This window comes from Pantoea sp. BR_17 (genome assembly GCF_041955125.1).
Taxonomy (GTDB): Bacteria; Pseudomonadota; Gammaproteobacteria; order Enterobacterales; family Enterobacteriaceae; genus Pantoea; species Pantoea stewartii.
On the sequence record NZ_JAVAXT010000001.1, the window covers coordinates 114,025 to 130,178 of the forward strand.

The 16,154-nt window shown below is 55.8% G+C and carries 13 protein-coding genes; 5 read left to right on the plus strand and 8 right to left on the minus strand.

Features of this window, described 5'->3' with window-relative positions:
• Positions 1 to 13: 13 nt before the first annotated feature.
• From tnpB to betI, 5 genes are all read right to left on the minus strand, one after another.
• Complete coding sequence (tnpB, locus tag RAC60_RS00490; protein WP_039343117.1) at positions 14 to 361, minus strand: IS66 family insertion sequence element accessory protein TnpB; 348 nt, start codon at positions 359 to 361, stop codon at positions 14 to 16.
• On the minus strand, positions 358 to 963 hold the full coding sequence (gene tnpA / locus RAC60_RS00495; protein WP_375092433.1) for an IS66-like element accessory protein TnpA: 606 nt from the start codon (positions 961 to 963) through the stop codon (positions 358 to 360). Before tnpA ends, tnpB begins: the two co-directional genes overlap by 4 nt.
• Positions 964 to 1,124: 161 nt before the next feature.
• Positions 1,125 to 2,807: a choline dehydrogenase gene (gene betA / locus RAC60_RS00500; protein WP_033741949.1), complete on the minus strand. Its 1,683-nt coding sequence runs from the start codon at positions 2,805 to 2,807 to the stop codon at positions 1,125 to 1,127.
• A gap of 23 nt (positions 2,808 to 2,830) precedes the next feature.
• Entirely contained in the window at positions 2,831 to 4,303 is a 1,473-nt protein-coding gene (gene betB, locus RAC60_RS00505) for a betaine-aldehyde dehydrogenase (protein WP_164482025.1), read from the minus strand.
• Positions 4,304 to 4,320: 17 nt separating this feature from the next.
• Positions 4,321 to 4,914 (minus strand): transcriptional regulator BetI, encoded by a 594-nt coding sequence (gene betI, locus RAC60_RS00510; protein WP_054633656.1) that lies wholly within the window; start codon positions 4,912 to 4,914, stop codon positions 4,321 to 4,323.
• A gap of 257 nt (positions 4,915 to 5,171) precedes the next feature.
• Between betI and RAC60_RS00515 the strand changes: the two genes are divergently transcribed.
• From RAC60_RS00515 to RAC60_RS00525, 3 genes are all read left to right on the plus strand, one after another.
• Positions 5,172 to 7,202 (plus strand): choline transporter, encoded by a 2,031-nt coding sequence (locus tag RAC60_RS00515; RefSeq protein ID WP_375092434.1) that lies wholly within the window; start codon positions 5,172 to 5,174, stop codon positions 7,200 to 7,202.
• A 255-nt stretch (positions 7,203 to 7,457) separates the two neighbouring features.
• Entirely contained in the window at positions 7,458 to 8,837 is a 1,380-nt protein-coding gene (locus RAC60_RS00520) for an MFS transporter (protein ID WP_054633658.1), read from the plus strand.
• A 79-nt stretch (positions 8,838 to 8,916) separates the two neighbouring features.
• A complete protein-coding gene (locus RAC60_RS00525) occupies positions 8,917 to 9,135 on the plus strand; it encodes a DUF1272 domain-containing protein (protein ID WP_375092435.1) in 219 nt (72 codons plus the stop codon).
• 144 nt (positions 9,136 to 9,279) lie between these two features.
• Here the strand turns inward: RAC60_RS00525 and rsmF are convergent, their stop codons facing one another.
• The 3 genes from rsmF to yebS form a co-directional block, all read right to left on the minus strand.
• Positions 9,280 to 10,707 (minus strand): 16S rRNA (cytosine(1407)-C(5))-methyltransferase RsmF, encoded by a 1,428-nt coding sequence (rsmF, locus tag RAC60_RS00530; protein WP_039343108.1) that lies wholly within the window; start codon positions 10,705 to 10,707, stop codon positions 9,280 to 9,282.
• Between the two features lie 81 nt (positions 10,708 to 10,788).
• Positions 10,789 to 13,428: a PqiB family protein gene (locus RAC60_RS00535; RefSeq protein WP_033741944.1), complete on the minus strand. Its 2,640-nt coding sequence runs from the start codon at positions 13,426 to 13,428 to the stop codon at positions 10,789 to 10,791.
• Positions 13,397 to 14,641 (minus strand): membrane integrity lipid transport subunit YebS, encoded by a 1,245-nt coding sequence (gene yebS / locus RAC60_RS00540; RefSeq protein WP_375092436.1) that lies wholly within the window; start codon positions 14,639 to 14,641, stop codon positions 13,397 to 13,399. The genes RAC60_RS00535 and yebS overlap by 32 nt, the downstream gene beginning before the upstream one ends.
• A gap of 209 nt (positions 14,642 to 14,850) precedes the next feature.
• Between yebS and RAC60_RS00545 the strand changes: the two genes are divergently transcribed.
• The gene (locus RAC60_RS00545; protein WP_033741940.1) at positions 14,851 to 15,351 is read left to right on the plus strand and encodes a GAF domain-containing protein; all 501 of its coding nucleotides are present in this window, start codon (positions 14,851 to 14,853) and stop codon (positions 15,349 to 15,351) included.
• A gap of 96 nt (positions 15,352 to 15,447) precedes the next feature.
• Positions 15,448 to 16,152: an RNA chaperone ProQ gene (gene proQ, locus RAC60_RS00550; protein WP_375092437.1), complete on the plus strand. Its 705-nt coding sequence runs from the start codon at positions 15,448 to 15,450 to the stop codon at positions 16,150 to 16,152.
• Positions 16,153 to 16,154 lie beyond the last annotated feature (2 nt).

Here is a 16,154-nt window from a genome sequence, read left to right on the forward strand (position 1 = left end):
ACTTTACAGCAGGTTATATCCGCAGACCAGGGCGTTCCGTCCGCTGCGGATGTTTCCAGTTAATACCCTCCAGCAGCATGCTCAGCTGCGCCGGCGTCAAGTGGACTTTACCGCCGCGGGTCTCGGGCCAGACGAAGCGCCCGCGCTCCAGGCGTTTTGTGAACAGGCACAGGCCGTCCCGGTCGGCCCACAGCACCTTTATCAGGTCGCCCCGTCGGCCCCGAAAGATAAACAGATGACCGCTGAACGGGTTCGTGCGTAGCGTGTTCTGCACTTTCGCCGCCAGCCCGTTGAAGCTGCAGCGCATATCCGTCACTCCGGCGACCAGCCAGATGCGCGAGCCAACCGGAAAGTTGATCATGACTCACCCTCCCTGAGTTCGCTGACCAGTACGCGTAGAAGCTCTGGGGTCAATGGCCCGGTCAGGCTCAGGCTGCCGCCCGGCAGTGTCAGCTTGCAACTGATGACCGGTGTCAGGTCTGCCGATACGGCCCCGTTGTGCCTGGATGGCGGCGACAGAGGCTCCACTGTGACCGGAATGAGGGTGGCTCTGCTGGCAGGGTCCAGCAGTCCCTGTCGATGAAGGTTACGCCAGTTAAACACCAGATTATCGTTAACGCCATGTTCCCGCGCCAGTTCTGCCACGCAGGCCCCCGGCTGTATGCTCAGCTCCGCCATGCGAATTTTGAACTCCAGTGGCCATTCCGGGCGGCGTTTTTTGACAGGCAGGTTTGTTTCAAGATTGAAAGCGTACAGTTCCTCTTCCAGGCGCTCGGGCGTGTATTCCAGCGGCAATGGCCAGTTAATACCCGTGCGGCGGAAACGCTTGAACATTTTATGCGTGGCGGAAGTACTGATGTTCAGTTGCTCAGCGATTTCACGGTAAGCCAGGGCGTCGTTAAAACGCAGACTGAGTGCAGTAGTGATCCAGGGTCTGCTGATGTAAGGCGTGTTTCTGTCCACGGTAGTGTCCATGTTCGTGAAAGTGTCCATGGTAGAAAACACGGGCAAAAATAAAAGACGGTCTGGATGAGACGCTTACTATTATTCTGATTAATGCAGGTGATAAGTGCAGAAAAAAGAAATAAGCCGGACAGTTGTCCGGCTTAAGGTCAGGGAGGCGATCAGGTTGACCGCTCAGGTGCCTTACGCACTGGTGCATCGCCTGCAACATAGTAGTCTGCGGTACTGCGCGGCAGCGGTTGACGACCACGGATGCAGTCGGCGATTTTTTCACCGATCATGATGGTGGTCGCATTCAGGTTGCCCGTAATAATTAAGGGCATTATGGAGGCATCGACCACGCGCAAACCTTCCAGTCCATGTACGCGGCCTTCGCCATCAACCACCGCCATCTCGTCATTACCCATCTTACAGGTTCCGCAAGGATGGTAAGCCGTTTCGCCATGGTTACGCACGAATTCATCCAGCTCCTCGTCCGTCTGGCATTCAATGCCCGGGCTGATCTCACGGCCACGGTATTTATCCAGCGCGGGCTGATTGATGATTTCACGTGTGATACGAATCGCATCACGGAACTCATGCCAGTCCTGTTCATGCGACATATAGTTGAACAGAATTGCGGGATGGCGACGCGGATCGCGGGACTTCAGGCGCACATGTCCGCGGCTGGGTGAACGCATTGAGCCCACGTGACACTGAAAACCGTGCGCATCGACCGCATTCGAGCCGTTGTAGTTAATCGCTACCGGCAGGAAGTGGTACTGAATATTCGGCCAGGTAAACTCTTCACGGCTGCGAATAAAGCCACCCGCTTCGAACTGGTTACTGGCACCCACGCCCGTGCCGTTAAACAGCCACTCTGCGCCGATCTTCGGCTGATTCCACCACTTCAGTGCGGGATACAGAGAGACGGGCTCCTTGCATTCATACTGCAGGTACATTTCAAGGTGATCCTGCAGGTTCTCACCTACGCCCGGCAGGTCATGGACGACCGGGATGTCAAACTGCTGTAACAGTTCGGACGATCCCACACCCGAGCGCTGTAAGATTTGTGGCGAAGCAATGGCACCCGCACACAGCAGCACTTCGCGTCGCGCATGAACGGTGTGCAGCGTATTACTGTCACCGATCATATATTCCACGCCAATTGCACGCTTGCCTTCAAACAAAATACGGTCAGTGGTGGCATGGGTCACGATTTTCAGGTTCGGTCGGCGTTTCGCCTGGTCAAGATAACCGCGCGCGGTGCTGGAACGTCGGCCTTCTGGCGTGACGAAGCGGTCCATAGGCCCAAAGCCTTCCTGCTGATAACCATTCAGGTCATCTGTGCGCGGATAGCCGGCCTGAACGCCTGCCTGAATCATTGCTTCAAACAGCACGTTGTTGCCTTTCTTCGGCGTGGTCACGCTGACCGGACCATCGCCGCCGTGGTAGTCATTGGCACCGGTATCGCGCGTTTCTGACTTGCGATAGTAGGGCAGACAGTCCAGATAGCTCCAGTTTTCCAGGCCGGGCATGCTTGCCCAGTTGTCCAGATCCATCGCGTTACCCCGGATATAACACATGCCGTTGATCAGCGAAGAACCGCCCAGGCCTTTACCCCGACCACACTCCATGCGGCGGTTGTTCATATACGGCTCAGGCTCAGTTTCATACGCCCAGTTATACCGTTTTCCCTGTAAAGGGTACGCCAGGGCCGCGGGCATCTGCGTCCGAAAATCGAAACGATAATCAGGCCCACCCGCTTCCAGCAGCAGAACATTCACGCTACTGTCTTCAGTCAGTCGGGTGGCCAACACATTCCCTGCGGATCCGGCTCCAATGATAATGTAATCAAATTCCATTCGTCGCTCCTCAGGTAAGGGGATTAAAAGACAGACTGAAAGCGCGTCAGCTCAACCTGAACCGACTTCACCTGGGTGTAATTCTGCAGCGTCATCAAGCCGTTTTCACGACCGACGCCAGAATGCTTGTAACCGCCGACGGGCATTTCAGCGGCAGATTCACCCCAGGTGTTAATCCAGCAGATGCCCGCTTCAATCTGATGAATGACGCGGTGCGCACGATTCAGATCCCGGGTCACCAGACCCGCAGCCAGACCATATTCGGTATCGTTAGCGCGACGTATCACTTCCTCTTCCGAGGTGTAACTCAGGATCGACATCACCGGCCCGAAAATTTCCTCACGGACAATTTTCATGTCGTCGCGGCAGTCGCTGAATACGGTTGGTGCCACCCACGCGCCCTGATCAAACCCGTCACCGGTTAAGCGTTTACCGCCACACAGCAGACGGGCACCTTCTGCAATACCGGACTCAATAAAGCGCATCACGTTGTCACGGTGGCTAAAGCTGACCAGCGGACCAAAGTTCGTCTCGGGATCGCGCAGATCGCCCGCTTTGATACGGGCAACACGTTCTACGATTTTGGCTTCGAACGCAGACTGCAATGCGGCCGGGACAAAAACGCGGGTACCGTTGGTACATACCTGGCCGGAACTGTAGAAGTTAGCCATCATGGCGATGTCGGCGGCCAAATCGAGATCGGCGTCATCAAAGATGATCAGCGGGGATTTGCCGCCCAGCTCCATGGTGACGTCCTTCAGGGTCGATCCTGCCGCATTTGCCATGACTTTTTTGCCGCTGACGACACCGCCGGTAAATGACACTTTATCGATACCCGGATGCTCGGTAAGCAGTTGACCGGTAACCGCGCCGGTACCGGGCAGCACGTTGAAAACGCCGTCCGGCACACCGGCTTCGGTGTAAATTTCAGCCAGTTTCAGGGCCGTCAGCGGTGTGACCTCGCTGGGTTTGAAAATCATGGCATTGCCTGCGGCGAGGGCCGGGGCAGATTTCCACAGGGCAATCTGAATCGGGTAATTCCACGCGCCAATACCGGCGACCACGCCTAAGGGTTCACGGCGGGTATACACAAACGCGGTATCACGCAGAGGAATTTGCTGGCCTTCCAGCGCAGGGATCAGCCCAGCGTAATACTCCAGCACATCGGCACCGGTAACGATGTCGACGCTGGCGGTTTCACTGAACGGCTTACCGGTATCAAGCATTTCCAGTTCAGCCAGCTCATCATTGCGCTCGCGCAGAATATCTACGGCCCGACGCAGAATGCGTGAGCGTTCCATGGCGGTCATGGCTGCCCAGACTTTTTGCCCTTTTCTGGCCGCCGCCACAGCGCGATCGACATCCTCGCGCCCGGCAATCTGGACATCAGCCAGTACTTCGCCGTTGACCGGATTAATCGTCTGGAAGGTTTCTCCAGACGTCGCGGCAACATAAGTACCATTGATGTAAAGGTGTTGTTCGGTGAATCGGGACATAATTTCTCCTGGTTCCGTTACGCGTGTTCGCCGGCTAACTGCTGGCGAATAAATTGAGTGGTCAGTGTCCGTGCTGTCGTCGGGTCAAAGGGCTTGCCGCTTAATGCTGCGCGTAGCCACAGGCCATCAATCATGGCGGCCAGCCCGTGAGCGGCCAGCCTGGCCCTGTCCCTGGGCAACTGGCGGCGAAACTCCACGGCCAGCGATGAAAAAAGACGGCGATGACTGACCCGTTCCAGACGTTGAAGCTGAGGCTGGTGCATACTGCTTGACCAAAAGTCCAGCCAGGCTTTCATCACTGCGCGTTCGACCTGGCTTTCGTCGAAGTTTCCCTCAACGATTGCGCGCAGTCGTTCTTCGGCGGGGGCGTTGGCTAATGGCTGCAGGCGACGGGCAACTGCCTCACGTAGTTGCCGGGTGACGTCACGCATCGTGGCTTCCAGCAATCCGTTCTTGTCCTTGAAATAGTGGCTGATGATGCCGGTCGACACGCCCGCGCGTCGGGCAATCTGAGCAATGGTGGCATCATTAATACCTACGTCATTTATCGTTGCCAGCGTCGCATCGATCAGCTGTCGACGTCGTATTGGCTGCATCCCTAACTTTGGCATTGCGTTCGCTCCCACCCAAAATCTGTCCCCTATTTAATCTTTTTTTGATTGGATGTTCAATATAAATAGAAACCTTGTTAGGATGCTGTGTCTTAAAAGTTGAGTAAGTGAAGCGGTAAGTGTGGCAGATTCGTTAGTTTTGACCAGAATGTAACGGCAGGAAACGAAGCGTAAAAAACACTTCCCCTCGGGAAACCGGATGTTTTTACCGGTTTGAACTCTTGCAAAATTGATAAGCCAACAACCAGAGGTAAACGATGATGAGTCCACCAGCGAGTGAAAAAGACAGAATCAACCCCGTGGTGTTCTACACCTCCGCAGGATTGATTCTGACCTTTTCACTCATCACTATTTTATTCAGCAGCGAAGCCGCCAACTGGATACTGAGGGCGGTAAACTGGGTGTCCGAAGCGTTTGGCTGGTATTACATGTTGGCCGCCACGCTTTATATCGTGTTCGTGGTGTATATCGCCTGTTCCCGTTTTGGCTCCATCAAACTCGGGCCTGAGCAGTCGAAACCGGAATTCAGCATACTGAGCTGGTCGGCAATGCTGTTTGCTGCCGGTATCGGGATAGACCTGATGTTTTTTTCGGTGGCGGAACCGGTTTCGCAGTATATGCAGCCGCCGGAAGGGGCAGGGCAAACGCTTGAAGCGGCCCGTCAGGCGATGGTCTGGACTCTGTTCCACTATGGCTTAACCGGCTGGTCAATGTACGCCCTGATGGGGATTGCCCTTGGCTATTTCAGCTACCGCTACAATCTGCCCTTAACCATCCGTTCCGCCCTGTATCCCATTTTTGGTAAACGCATTAACGGTCCCATCGGCCACAGCGTAGACATTGCCGCGGTAATTGGGACGATCTTTGGTATCGCTACCACGTTGGGAATTGGTGTGGTGCAGTTAAACTATGGGCTGAAGGTCCTGTTCGATATTCCGGAAGGATTAACGGCACAGACGGCATTGATTATTCTGTCGGTGATCATTGCCACCATTTCCGTGACGTCGGGCGTTGACAAAGGCATTCGTATTTTATCGGAACTGAATGTGGCGCTGGCTCTCGGCCTGATTCTGTTCGTCCTGTTCGCTGGCAATACCGGCTTCCTGCTTAACGCACTGGTGCTCAACGTAGGGGATTACATCAATCGCTTTATGGGCATGACGCTGAATACGTTTGCCTTTGACCGGCCAACAGAGTGGATGAACAGCTGGACCCTGTTTTTCTGGGCATGGTGGGTGGCCTGGTCGCCGTTCGTGGGCCTGTTTCTGGCACGTATCTCCCGTGGCCGTACCATCCGTGAGTTTGTGCTCGGTACGCTGGTGATTCCTTTTACCTTTACGCTACTGTGGCTGTCGGTCTTCGGTAACGCGGCCCTGTATGAAATCCTTCATGGCGATGCGGGTTTTGCACAGGAAGTGATGGGCCATGCGGAACGCGGTTTCTACAGTCTTTTGGCGCAGTACCCGGCCTTCAAGCTGAGTGCTTCCGTCGCGACCATTACCGGTATGCTGTTCTATGTGACCTCGGCGGATTCCGGTTCGCTGGTGCTGGGTAATTTCACCTCCAAACTGAAAGACATCAACAGTGATGCGCCGAACTGGCTGCGTATATTCTGGTCAGTCGCCATCGGCGTCCTGACGCTGAGTATGCTGATGACCAACGGCATTACGGCGCTGCAAAATACCACGGTCATCATGGGGCTGCCGTTCAGTTTCGTCATCTTCTTCGTGATGGCAGGGCTGTATAAATCGCTCAAGGTGGAAGATTATCGCCGCGTGAGTGCGACGCGGGATACGGCGCCTTATCTGGCACATGCCACTGACCGCCTGACCTGGAAAAAACGTCTGTCGCGTCTGATGAACTATCCTGGCTCGCGCTACACCCTGAAAATGATGGATCACACGATCTTTCCCGCCATGGAGGACGTGGCAAAAGAGCTGGAGCTGCGTGGCGCGCGCGTCACGCTGGACCGCGTGGCCGCCGACGGGGAGCATCCCCTGGGGTATCTGGACCTGCGCGTACAGCTGGGCGAGGAGCAGGATTTCCTCTATCAGGTCTGGCCACAGCAGTATTCCATTCCGGGCTTTACCTACCGCGCGCGCAGCGGGAAATCTACCTATTACCGGCTGGAGACGTTCCTGCTGGAGGGCAGTCAGGGTAATGACCTGATGGATTACAGCAAAGAGCAGGTGATCATCGATATACTCGATCAGTATGAGCGCCACTTGAACTTTATCCATCTGCATCGAGAGGCACCGGGCAGCAACATTACGTTCCCCAGCGCCTGATCCCACAGCCCGTTAGCCGCCAGGTTAACGGGTTTTTTATGGCTGACGGAAAACCCGGCCGCGTAAACATGGTCCACAGCCAGTCAGGTTTTGCCGGAGGCCTACGATACATCCAGGGACAGGGAAATGTGTCATCACTGCCGTCCACGTGACAACGGGAGTTTACTGTCGGAATTGTCCCGACCTAAAGCGGGGCAAATTCAACTATCTTTAAACTTTACAGGACACCAATGACTGTTGTGGACAGGGAGTCGTATGCGAAAAATTCTCAGAACATTTCTGCCGCTTTACACCACCACGTTGTTGATGCTGTTGGGCTCAGGGTTACTCACTACCTACGTGTCACTGCGTCTGGCCCATGATCAGGTTAATGGTGCGCTGATTGGGGCCATCATTGCGGCAAACTATATTGGCCTGGTGATCGGTGGCAAGGTGGGTCACAACCTGATTGCGCGCGTCGGTCATATTCGTGCCTATGTAGCCTGTGCCGGCATTATCACGGCGTCAGTGATCGGACACGGGCTGACAGATTTTATCCCCCTCTGGGTTTTCCTGCGCCTGATCATCGGGCTGTGCATGATGTGCCAGTACATGGTGCTGGAAAGCTGGCTTAACGACCAGGCGGAATCGTCACAGCGTGGGCTAATCTTTGGCTTCTATATGGTGGCGACCTACCTTGGCTTAAGTAGCGGTCAGGTGGTGCTGACCTTACAAAGTGACTTTGGTCTTCAGACGTTGTTAATCGTGGCGCTCTGTTTTGCCCTCTGTCTGGTGCCGATTGCGCTGACGACGCGCACGCATGTTCGCGCGATGTCACCTGCGCCGATGGAACTGGGCTACTTTCTTCGCACCATCCCTAAATTACTCAGCACCACCTTATTAACCGGTATGGTCGTCGGCGCCTTTTATGGCCTGGCGCCGGTGTATGCCAGCAGCAAGGGATTCAGTGATGCGCAGACCGGTATTTTTATGAGTCTGACGATCTTTGCCGGGCTGGTATCGCAGTTTCCTTTAAGCTGGCTGTCCGACCGTTACGATCGTCAGCGGCTGCTGTTTTATATTGCAGCGCTGCTGGCGCTGGCCTGTTTGCCGCTGGTGTTGCTGCCCAGGCTGTCATTTCACTGGGTGCTCGGCATCGCCTTTCTTGCCAGCATGGTGCAGTTTGCCCTCTATCCTTTGCAGGTGGCGCTGGCAAACGATCAGGTGGCGGCGGAGCAGCGCGTTTCACTGACGGCCTGTCTGCTGATGGCGTTTGGTATCGGAGCCAGTATCGGCCCGTTGCTGGTGGGCTCGCTGATGCAGCCTTTCGGCAGTAACATGCTTTATCTGTTCTTCACGGTGTGCACCCTGTTGATTGCTGTGCTGAGCTATGTGAAGAAAGCGCCGCTTCCGTTACCGACTACCGAGGTACCTTTGCCCCACGTGGTGTTACCGGACAGCCTGGCTACCTCGCCTTTAGGCGCGGCGCTTAACCCGGTGCTGGAAGACGAGGCGATTCAGGCGGCGATGGTCACCAGTGATGAGGAGGGCGCAGAGGACGAGGGTGAGAATGAGGACGAAGGCGACGTGACCCAGGCGCGCGACGATGAAAGCCGCAGCAGGGCCACGTCGGGTTCCACATCTCCTGACGGATAAGCGTTACGGGCGATGAAAATCCTCGACACGCTGCATGGGTTTTGCCACGCTGAAAGCCGTTACCGCAAGGGGGAATGTCATGTTAGAACTGCGCCCAAACTGTGAACGTCGTGATATCGATCTGCCTGCGGCATCGCGTGATGCGCGCATCTGTTCGTTCAAATGTACCTTCTGCGCGACCTGCGCTGAGCAGCATCTGCAGGGGCATTGTCCCAACTGCGGGGGAGAATTAGTGCGACGTCCCATCCGGCCCGCCGCCAAATTGCTGACCCATCCGGTGAAAGCGCGCACCGCCTGAGTTATCGCCGGGCATCGCGCCAGAATGCACAGGCGCGATGCCTGCCGCTTGTGCAGGTCCGTCCGCGCTGAGCCACATTTATGGCGCTGATATCAGCAAAACAGCGCCGCATGCGTGACAGTGTCACTTGCAGGATATGACGGCTTAACGGAACAGCCGACCGTCGCGCACCAGTTCGCGCGGATAGCTGTTTTTAATGCGGCTACCAACCCGCTTTGCCAGCCCCAGCGGCTGAGCCTGATAGGTCACAATCATCTCATCAACGGTGGGCGGGTTTTCAGGGTAGATATCGCGACCGCGAAACCACGCTTCCGCTTCCGCCTCATTCAGTTCCACTGTCTGCGCTGGACGCGGTGACGCCAGCGCGACAACGGCCTCATGTTGCCAGCGATAACCCTTCGCAAAGGTTTCAGCCAGTTTCAGGCCAATCCGCGAGAAACGGACCTGCCCTAACAGCGGAACGATGTCGGCGGGAAACAGCCAAATTTCTTTATCGCGTTGCCACAGTTGCAGGCGCTCATCCCACTGAAGCGCCACCTTCGCGGCCGCCTGAACAATATCGTTTTCCAGTTTGCGGTTTACGGGGGTAAACGGAAGCTTGCCGACTTTGTATGTCGGCGCAGGCAGCCGCTCAACAGAGGCGATTTTGCGTAACCGCGCGACAAAGAAGCCTTCACTGTCAAACAGCTGAGGAAAGACGTGCAGGTAACCTTCGGGCGTGGCTGCCTGTTCTGCGCCTGGAAACAGCGTCGTCAGCGGCGCAACCTCGACGGCTGCGGGGTAGCGCGCCAGCAGCCAGGCCACAACCTGTTGGTTTTCGATCGGATTGAGTGTGCAGGTGGAATACACCAGCGTACCGCCAGGCTTCAGGGCATGAAACGCGCTGTCAATCAGATCGCGTTGGGTCTGGGCGATATCGTGGGTGCTGGCAAGCGACCAGTTTTTCAGCGCATCCGCATCTTTACGTATCACGCCTTCGCCAGAGCAGGGCGCATCCAGCAGGATCGCATCGAACTGTTCCGGCAGCGCAGGCCCAAAGACGCGGGCGTCAAAGTGAGTCAGCGCGGTATTGGTCACGCCACATCGGGTAATGTTCGCGTGCAGCACTTTTACCCGGCTGGAAGAGAACTCATTAGCAAGGACAATTCCCTGGTTGTGCATTCGGGCAGCAATCTGTGTTGTTTTCGAGCCGGGGGCGGCCGCCATATCCATGACATGCTGTGCATCGGGACAGGCATCAAACAGCGCCGTCACCGGCAGCATCGAGCTGGCTTCCTGAATATAAAACAGGCCACTCAGATGCTCTGCCACGCTACCCAACGGTAAACTTTCATCCTCCCGGCTGATCCAGAAGCCGTCTTCACACCACGGCACCGGCGTAAGCTGCCAGCCGTAGTGAGCCGTTTGGGCCAGAAACGCGCTGACGCTGATTTTTAACGTATTGACTCGGAGGCTGCGGCGTAACGGCTGCTGGCTAATGTCGATAAACTGCTGCAGGCTGGCCTCATCGGGCAGGCTCTGGCGCATAAGGTCAAGGAAATCGGCAGGAAAACGTGAAGCGGCGTCGGACACGGATAAGTTCTCTTTGAGGCAAAGGCGGGAGTGTAACACGCGGAAAGAAAACGGGCAGCCTGGCTGCCCGTTTTGGAAGGATTAAGGTTGGTTCGGGTCAGGAATGGCCGTACCCCAGTTACGCCACTCTTTCGGCGGTTCGTCCTGCAGCAGGAAGTGCTTGTTCGCATTCGCCTGCGGGGCCAGCGGGACCGTCGGTGGCGTAGCAAACTGAATGCCGCCGCGGATAAATTGCTGGAAGGTACCGGTTTTCACCACACCGCCAATCAGCCCAAAGTCCAGGTTATAGCCGGAGGCGAGCCAGAACACCGAGTTATTACGTACCAGATGCTGATATTTCTTACTGATGCGCAGGGCGATTTGCACGCGATCCGCCATATTACCCAACGAGGTGCCGGTCACGGTACCGACTTCGACGCCCCGGAACAGGACCGGCGTTCCTAATGACAGAGAACCCGCTTCGGTGGCATCCACATAGATGTTCAGGCCGTTGAGGTAACGCGAGTCGGTGATGGTGCTTTCCTGCAGCTCAAAGGTCCGCGCGCCGCGTCCTTTACCCGGGTCAACGTTAACGTAAGGCTGCAGGATCGTCTCCAGATGATTCACCCCGGCGGCCGAAATCTCGGGCGACACCACGGAGAAACGACTGTCGACGCGCGCGAAGTTCTGCACGTATTCCGGGTAAAGTACGGCTTTGGCCACCACCTGATTATTGTCATCACTCAGCGACAGCGATTCGATCTGACCCACGTTAATGCCCAGATAGCGAATCGGCATGCCCGCAGACAGTTTGCTGGCATCATAGGTGTGCAGGGTAATCTGGCTGCCCACCGCGCGAGCGGCCGTTTCGGACGGATAAAGCACGCGTTTTACGCCTTTATCCACTTTCGCCCCGGTCAGGTTGTCAAAGCTGATCGCGCCTTTTAAAGCCCGGTTCAGCGGGGAGGCCTGCACCGTTAATCCGCTGCCGTTAAGCTGCACGCGTGCGCCGCCTTCCGCCCAGAAGACACTTTCGTTGGTGAGGAGCTTACGGTATTCCGGTTTGATATGAACGGCAATATCAAACGCATCCGCGCGCGGTGTGACTTTCGTGATTTCGCCCACCTGGAACTTGCGGTACAGCACGACAGATCCCGCCTGAACATCCGGCAGACTTTTCGCGGTCAGCATCAGCGTGGTCGACGGACCGTCACCCACAATACCTTCCTCCGCACGTTCCGCATCCGCAAACAGCGGATAGGCGGCTTTTGGCGCGCCGCGCTTGCCGGGATCCAGACGAATACCGCCATCGACCCATTCACGTGCGCTGGCTCCCAGCACCTGCATGCCGTCCAGACCGAATTTCACATCAAGACGACTGTTCACGATGAATTTACTGTCGCTGTGCACCAGTTGCCGGTGGTCAGGATTGATTGCCACAACAAAATTCACCCCATTTTCATCCAGATCGCGCGAGATGACCTGGCCGATTTTCATACCGTATAACATCAGCGGTTGCCCCGCATCGATGCCATAGCTCTCCGGCGCGCTGAGTTTTACGGTGAGCACATTGGGTTGCTGCAGCAGCGTTTTGTCAGGCGCAACCACGGTAAAATGCTGTACGGGTGGACCGTCGCCGGGCACCAGTTCAAAGGTATTGCCGGTCAGCAAACTGCTCAGGCTGGTGTCAGTCAGGCTGAGTTTCGGACTGTGCATTTCAATGCGTGTGCCTTCGCGCATCAGGCCGACCACAGACGGATCAACCGTCATCTCGCCGGTGACTTTGCCGCCGTCCTGCAGATTCAGTTTGGTGAGCGTCCCGACTTCCAGACCCTGGTACATCAGCGGCGTTCGGTTAGCCGACAGGTTATCGCCGTTGGGCAGATCGAGGCTAATCAGCACACCGCGCTGGCTGTGAGCCAGATCAGGATAGAGGGTGTAATTCTGGTCGCTCTTTGCGGCTTCCGCGCCTTCGGGCGAGTCAAAGGCAATCGCGCCATTGACCAGTGCCGCCAGGCTTTCCAGCTGCACTTTGGCACCGCTCAGGCTGACATCAGCGTTCAGGCCGGACACGTTCCAGAAACGGCTGTTGGTTTTCACCAGGTTGACGAAGCGACGTTCGATAAGCACGTCAATTGACACGCCGTTGTTTTGACCGTTGATACTGTAGTCGTACACGCGGCCTACCGGAATTTTGCGGTAATAGACCAGTGAGCCGGTATTCAGCGAGCCCAGATCCGGTGCATGAAGGTGGATCATCAGCTCGCCGGTATTAACACGGTATTTCGGTTGCGTATCCAGGGCGGTGAAGGTGTCGCTCTCTTTACCATCGCCCGGCATCATGCCGATGTAGTTACCGCCGACCAGCGCATCAAGGCCGGAAACCCCGGCCAGCGAGGCTTTCGGTGTCACCAGCCAGAATTGCGTATTCTCACGCAGGGCATCACGCATATCACTTTTGATGCTGGCTTTGATCTGGATCTTGCGATAGTCGTCGCTCAGGTTGATGCCCTGCACGGTACCGACTTCCACGCCCTGATAGCGCACAGGCGTGCGCCCGGGCACAATCCCATCTGCCGTCTGGAAATTAATGGTGATTGTAGTGCCGCGCTCCTGAAAATTCGTCCATAGCAGCCAGCCCGCAATCAGCATGGCGATAACGGGCAGCAGCCAAAAAGGGGAAATTTTACGCTTATTACGCAGCGTAGCATTAGTCGGTGTAGTCGGCGTTTCCTGTTGCATGTGCATCCCAGAGCAGGCGGCTATCCAGCCACTCAACGGCCATAATGGTCAGGATCACAGCCGCGCCAAAGTAAAACGCGGCAGGTCCCATGGTAAAAGCCAGTAACTGGTCACGATTGACCAGTGACATGGTTAACGAAATGACAAACAGATCCAGCATAGACCAGCGACCGACCCAGGTTACAAAACGCAGGAGACGGATGCGGGTTTTGAGGCCTTGCTCGCAGCGAAAATGAATGCTGAGAAGCAGCGCCAGCATGACCAAAACCTTGGTAAAGGGCACTAAGATACTGGCGATAAAGACGACGGCGGCGACCGGAATATTACCGGATGCCAGGGAAAGAATGCCGGAGAAGATCGTATCTTCCCGCCGCGAGCCATTGAGGTACACCACCGAAATGGGCAGCAGATTGGCCGGGATCAGCAGCACAATGGAGGCGATGAGCGCAGCCCAGGATTTTTGCAGGCTGTGACGGCGACGGAAGTCGAGCGGTGTATGGCAGCGGGGGCAACGGCCTCGTGCGTCGGGAACATCGGTATAATGGCAGTTGAGACAAACCTGCAGATCCTCCCGTCGCGTCACCTGAGGCTGTTGCGGATAAAAGTGTTCCCATAGCTGCTCAATATTGAGATGAATCAGCGTCATCACGCTCAGGACGGTCAGGGCAATGTAAGCCACCAGACCGTAGCCCATTTCGAGATCGGCGTATTCCTGAACTTTAATCGACGCCACCGCGATGCCAATCAGGAAAATGTCCAGCATGACCCACTCTTTCAGCTTCTCCAGCATCAGCAGAACCGGGCGCAGATTCATGCCCAAACGCTGGCCCAGCGCCAGGTAGCCAATGCCAGCCACAAGCGTGACGGGCGCACCGATAGTGCAGAACGCCACCATGGAGGCCGTTAACACGTTGCCCTGTAGCGTCATCTGCACAATGCCTTCCAGCAGGCTGGCGTTAATGCGCATACCCAGCAGCCGGATATCAATCAACGGCATGCTGAAGGCGAACGGCATCAGGACCAGCATGGTGGCCGCCATCGCCAGCAGACGCGTCATCGACCAGTCATAGCCGCTGACAATTTGCGCATTACAACGGGGGCAATGTGCCGACTGATGCGATTTCACATCTGGTAAGGAAAAAAGGGTATCGCATTGCGGACAACGCTGATAACGTGCGTGGGGCAATGTCTCGCTAATCGCGTGAATTTTCATAAAGAGTGCAGGGTTCGCTTATTGTTATTTACGCAAAGGGTTGTTAAGACATTGCTGTGTACCTGTTTCGGGTATCACGCTTCGATCCACAGAATGTTAAGGTTATAGTAACTAACGCTATGATTCACCTTATGGCTATGGATTTTTAGTGCTTATTTTTAACTGGCGGAGTGGTTAGCCGCCCGGATGTCACTGGTAACGGTTGAATAATGAACAAAACTGCCTTTTACGCCGATTTAGATCGCGATATGCGCGCCTTGCTGGCGGGAGAAACGGCGTTCCTCGCCGCGATGGGTAACTTTAGCGCGCTGTTGTATGAACGTCTCGAAGGCGTGAACTGGGCAGGCTTCTACCTGCTGACGGAAGCAGACACACTGGTGCTTGGCCCGTTCCAGGGTAAAATTGCCTGTGTGCGCATCCCCGTGGGTAAAGGTGTCTGTGGTACAGCGCTGGCGCAAAATCAGGTCCAGCGTGTAGATGATGTGCATGCGTTTCCGGGGCACATCGCCTGCGATGCGGCCAGTAATGCTGAAATTGTGATTCCTCTGAAAGTAAACGGTCACGTTGTAGGCGTGCTGGATATCGACAGTGTGGAATACAATCGCTTTGATAGTGATGATGAAAAAGGGCTGGTAGCCTTGACTGACGGGCTTTGCGACGTGCTCGCGAACACGGACTTAGAAAAATATTTGCAGCTGACGCGTAGCTAATCGACTGGATTGCATGGCATTTAGCGATGTTGTCATTATAATGTCGCCTGTTCATGCCTGCTCTGGTCGGCAAACCCGTAGTAATCAGGAAATTTCATGGAAAATCAACCTAAGTTGAATAGCAGTAAAGAAGTCATTTGCTTTCTGGCGGAGCGCTTTCCGCACTGCTTTAGCGCTGAAGGTGAAGCGCGTCCGCTCAAAATCGGTATCTTTCAGGATCTGGTCGAGCGCGTTCAGGGCGAAATGAACCTGAGCAAAACACAGTTACGTTCAGCATTACGTCTTTATACCTCCAGCTGGCGCTATCTGTACGGTATTAAAGCGGGTGCGACCCGCGTGGATCTCGACGGCAATCCGTGCGGTGTTCTCGATGAGCAGCACGTTGAGCATGCCCGCAAGCAGCTGGAAGACGCGAAAGCGCGTGTTCAGGCGCAACGCGATCAGCAGCGGGCCGCGCGTCGTGAAGCCGGTGAGGGCGAAGAAGGGGCCAGCGCGCCACGTCGTCCACGCAAACCTGCTCCGCGTAAAGCCGCAGAGGGTGATGCCGCGCGTAAGCCGCGTCCGCAGTCTGCTGAGCGTCCTACTGCATCGCAGCATCGCAAACCGGCACCCCGTCCGGAGCAGCAGCAGGCTAAACCCATCACTGATACCTCAACTTTGCAACCCGGCCAGAGTATTAAAGTTAAAGCAGGCAAAAGTGCAATGGACGCAACCGTTCTGGAAGTTTCTAAAGACGGCGTCCGGGTACAGCTCGCTTCCGGCATGGCAATGATTGTGCGCGCAGAACACCTGCAGTTCTGAAA

What these genes read in the sequence shown, in the direction of transcription:
- tnpB (WP_039343117.1), bottom strand. Translation starts at nt 361, where the DNA reads ATGATCAACTTTCCGGTTGGCTCGCGCATCTGGCTGGTCGCCGGAGTG.
- betA (WP_033741949.1), bottom strand. Translation starts at nt 2,807, where the DNA reads ATGGAATTTGATTACATTATCATTGGAGCCGGATCCGCAGGGAATGTG.
- betB (WP_164482025.1), bottom strand. Translation starts at nt 4,303, where the DNA reads ATGTCCCGATTCACCGAACAACACCTTTACATCAATGGTACTTATGTT.
- betI (WP_054633656.1), bottom strand. Translation starts at nt 4,914, where the DNA reads ATGCCAAAGTTAGGGATGCAGCCAATACGACGTCGACAGCTGATCGAT.
- RAC60_RS00515 (WP_375092434.1), top strand. Translation starts at nt 5,172, where the DNA reads ATGATGAGTCCACCAGCGAGTGAAAAAGACAGAATCAACCCCGTGGTG.
- RAC60_RS00520 (WP_054633658.1), top strand. Translation starts at nt 7,458, where the DNA reads ATGCGAAAAATTCTCAGAACATTTCTGCCGCTTTACACCACCACGTTG.
- RAC60_RS00525 (WP_375092435.1), top strand. Translation starts at nt 8,917, where the DNA reads ATGTTAGAACTGCGCCCAAACTGTGAACGTCGTGATATCGATCTGCCT.
- RAC60_RS00535 (WP_033741944.1), bottom strand. Translation starts at nt 13,428, where the DNA reads ATGCAACAGGAAACGCCGACTACACCGACTAATGCTACGCTGCGTAAT.
- yebS (WP_375092436.1), bottom strand. Translation starts at nt 14,641, where the DNA reads ATGAAAATTCACGCGATTAGCGAGACATTGCCCCACGCACGTTATCAG.
- RAC60_RS00545 (WP_033741940.1), top strand. Translation starts at nt 14,851, where the DNA reads ATGAACAAAACTGCCTTTTACGCCGATTTAGATCGCGATATGCGCGCC.
- proQ (WP_375092437.1), top strand. Translation starts at nt 15,448, where the DNA reads ATGGAAAATCAACCTAAGTTGAATAGCAGTAAAGAAGTCATTTGCTTT.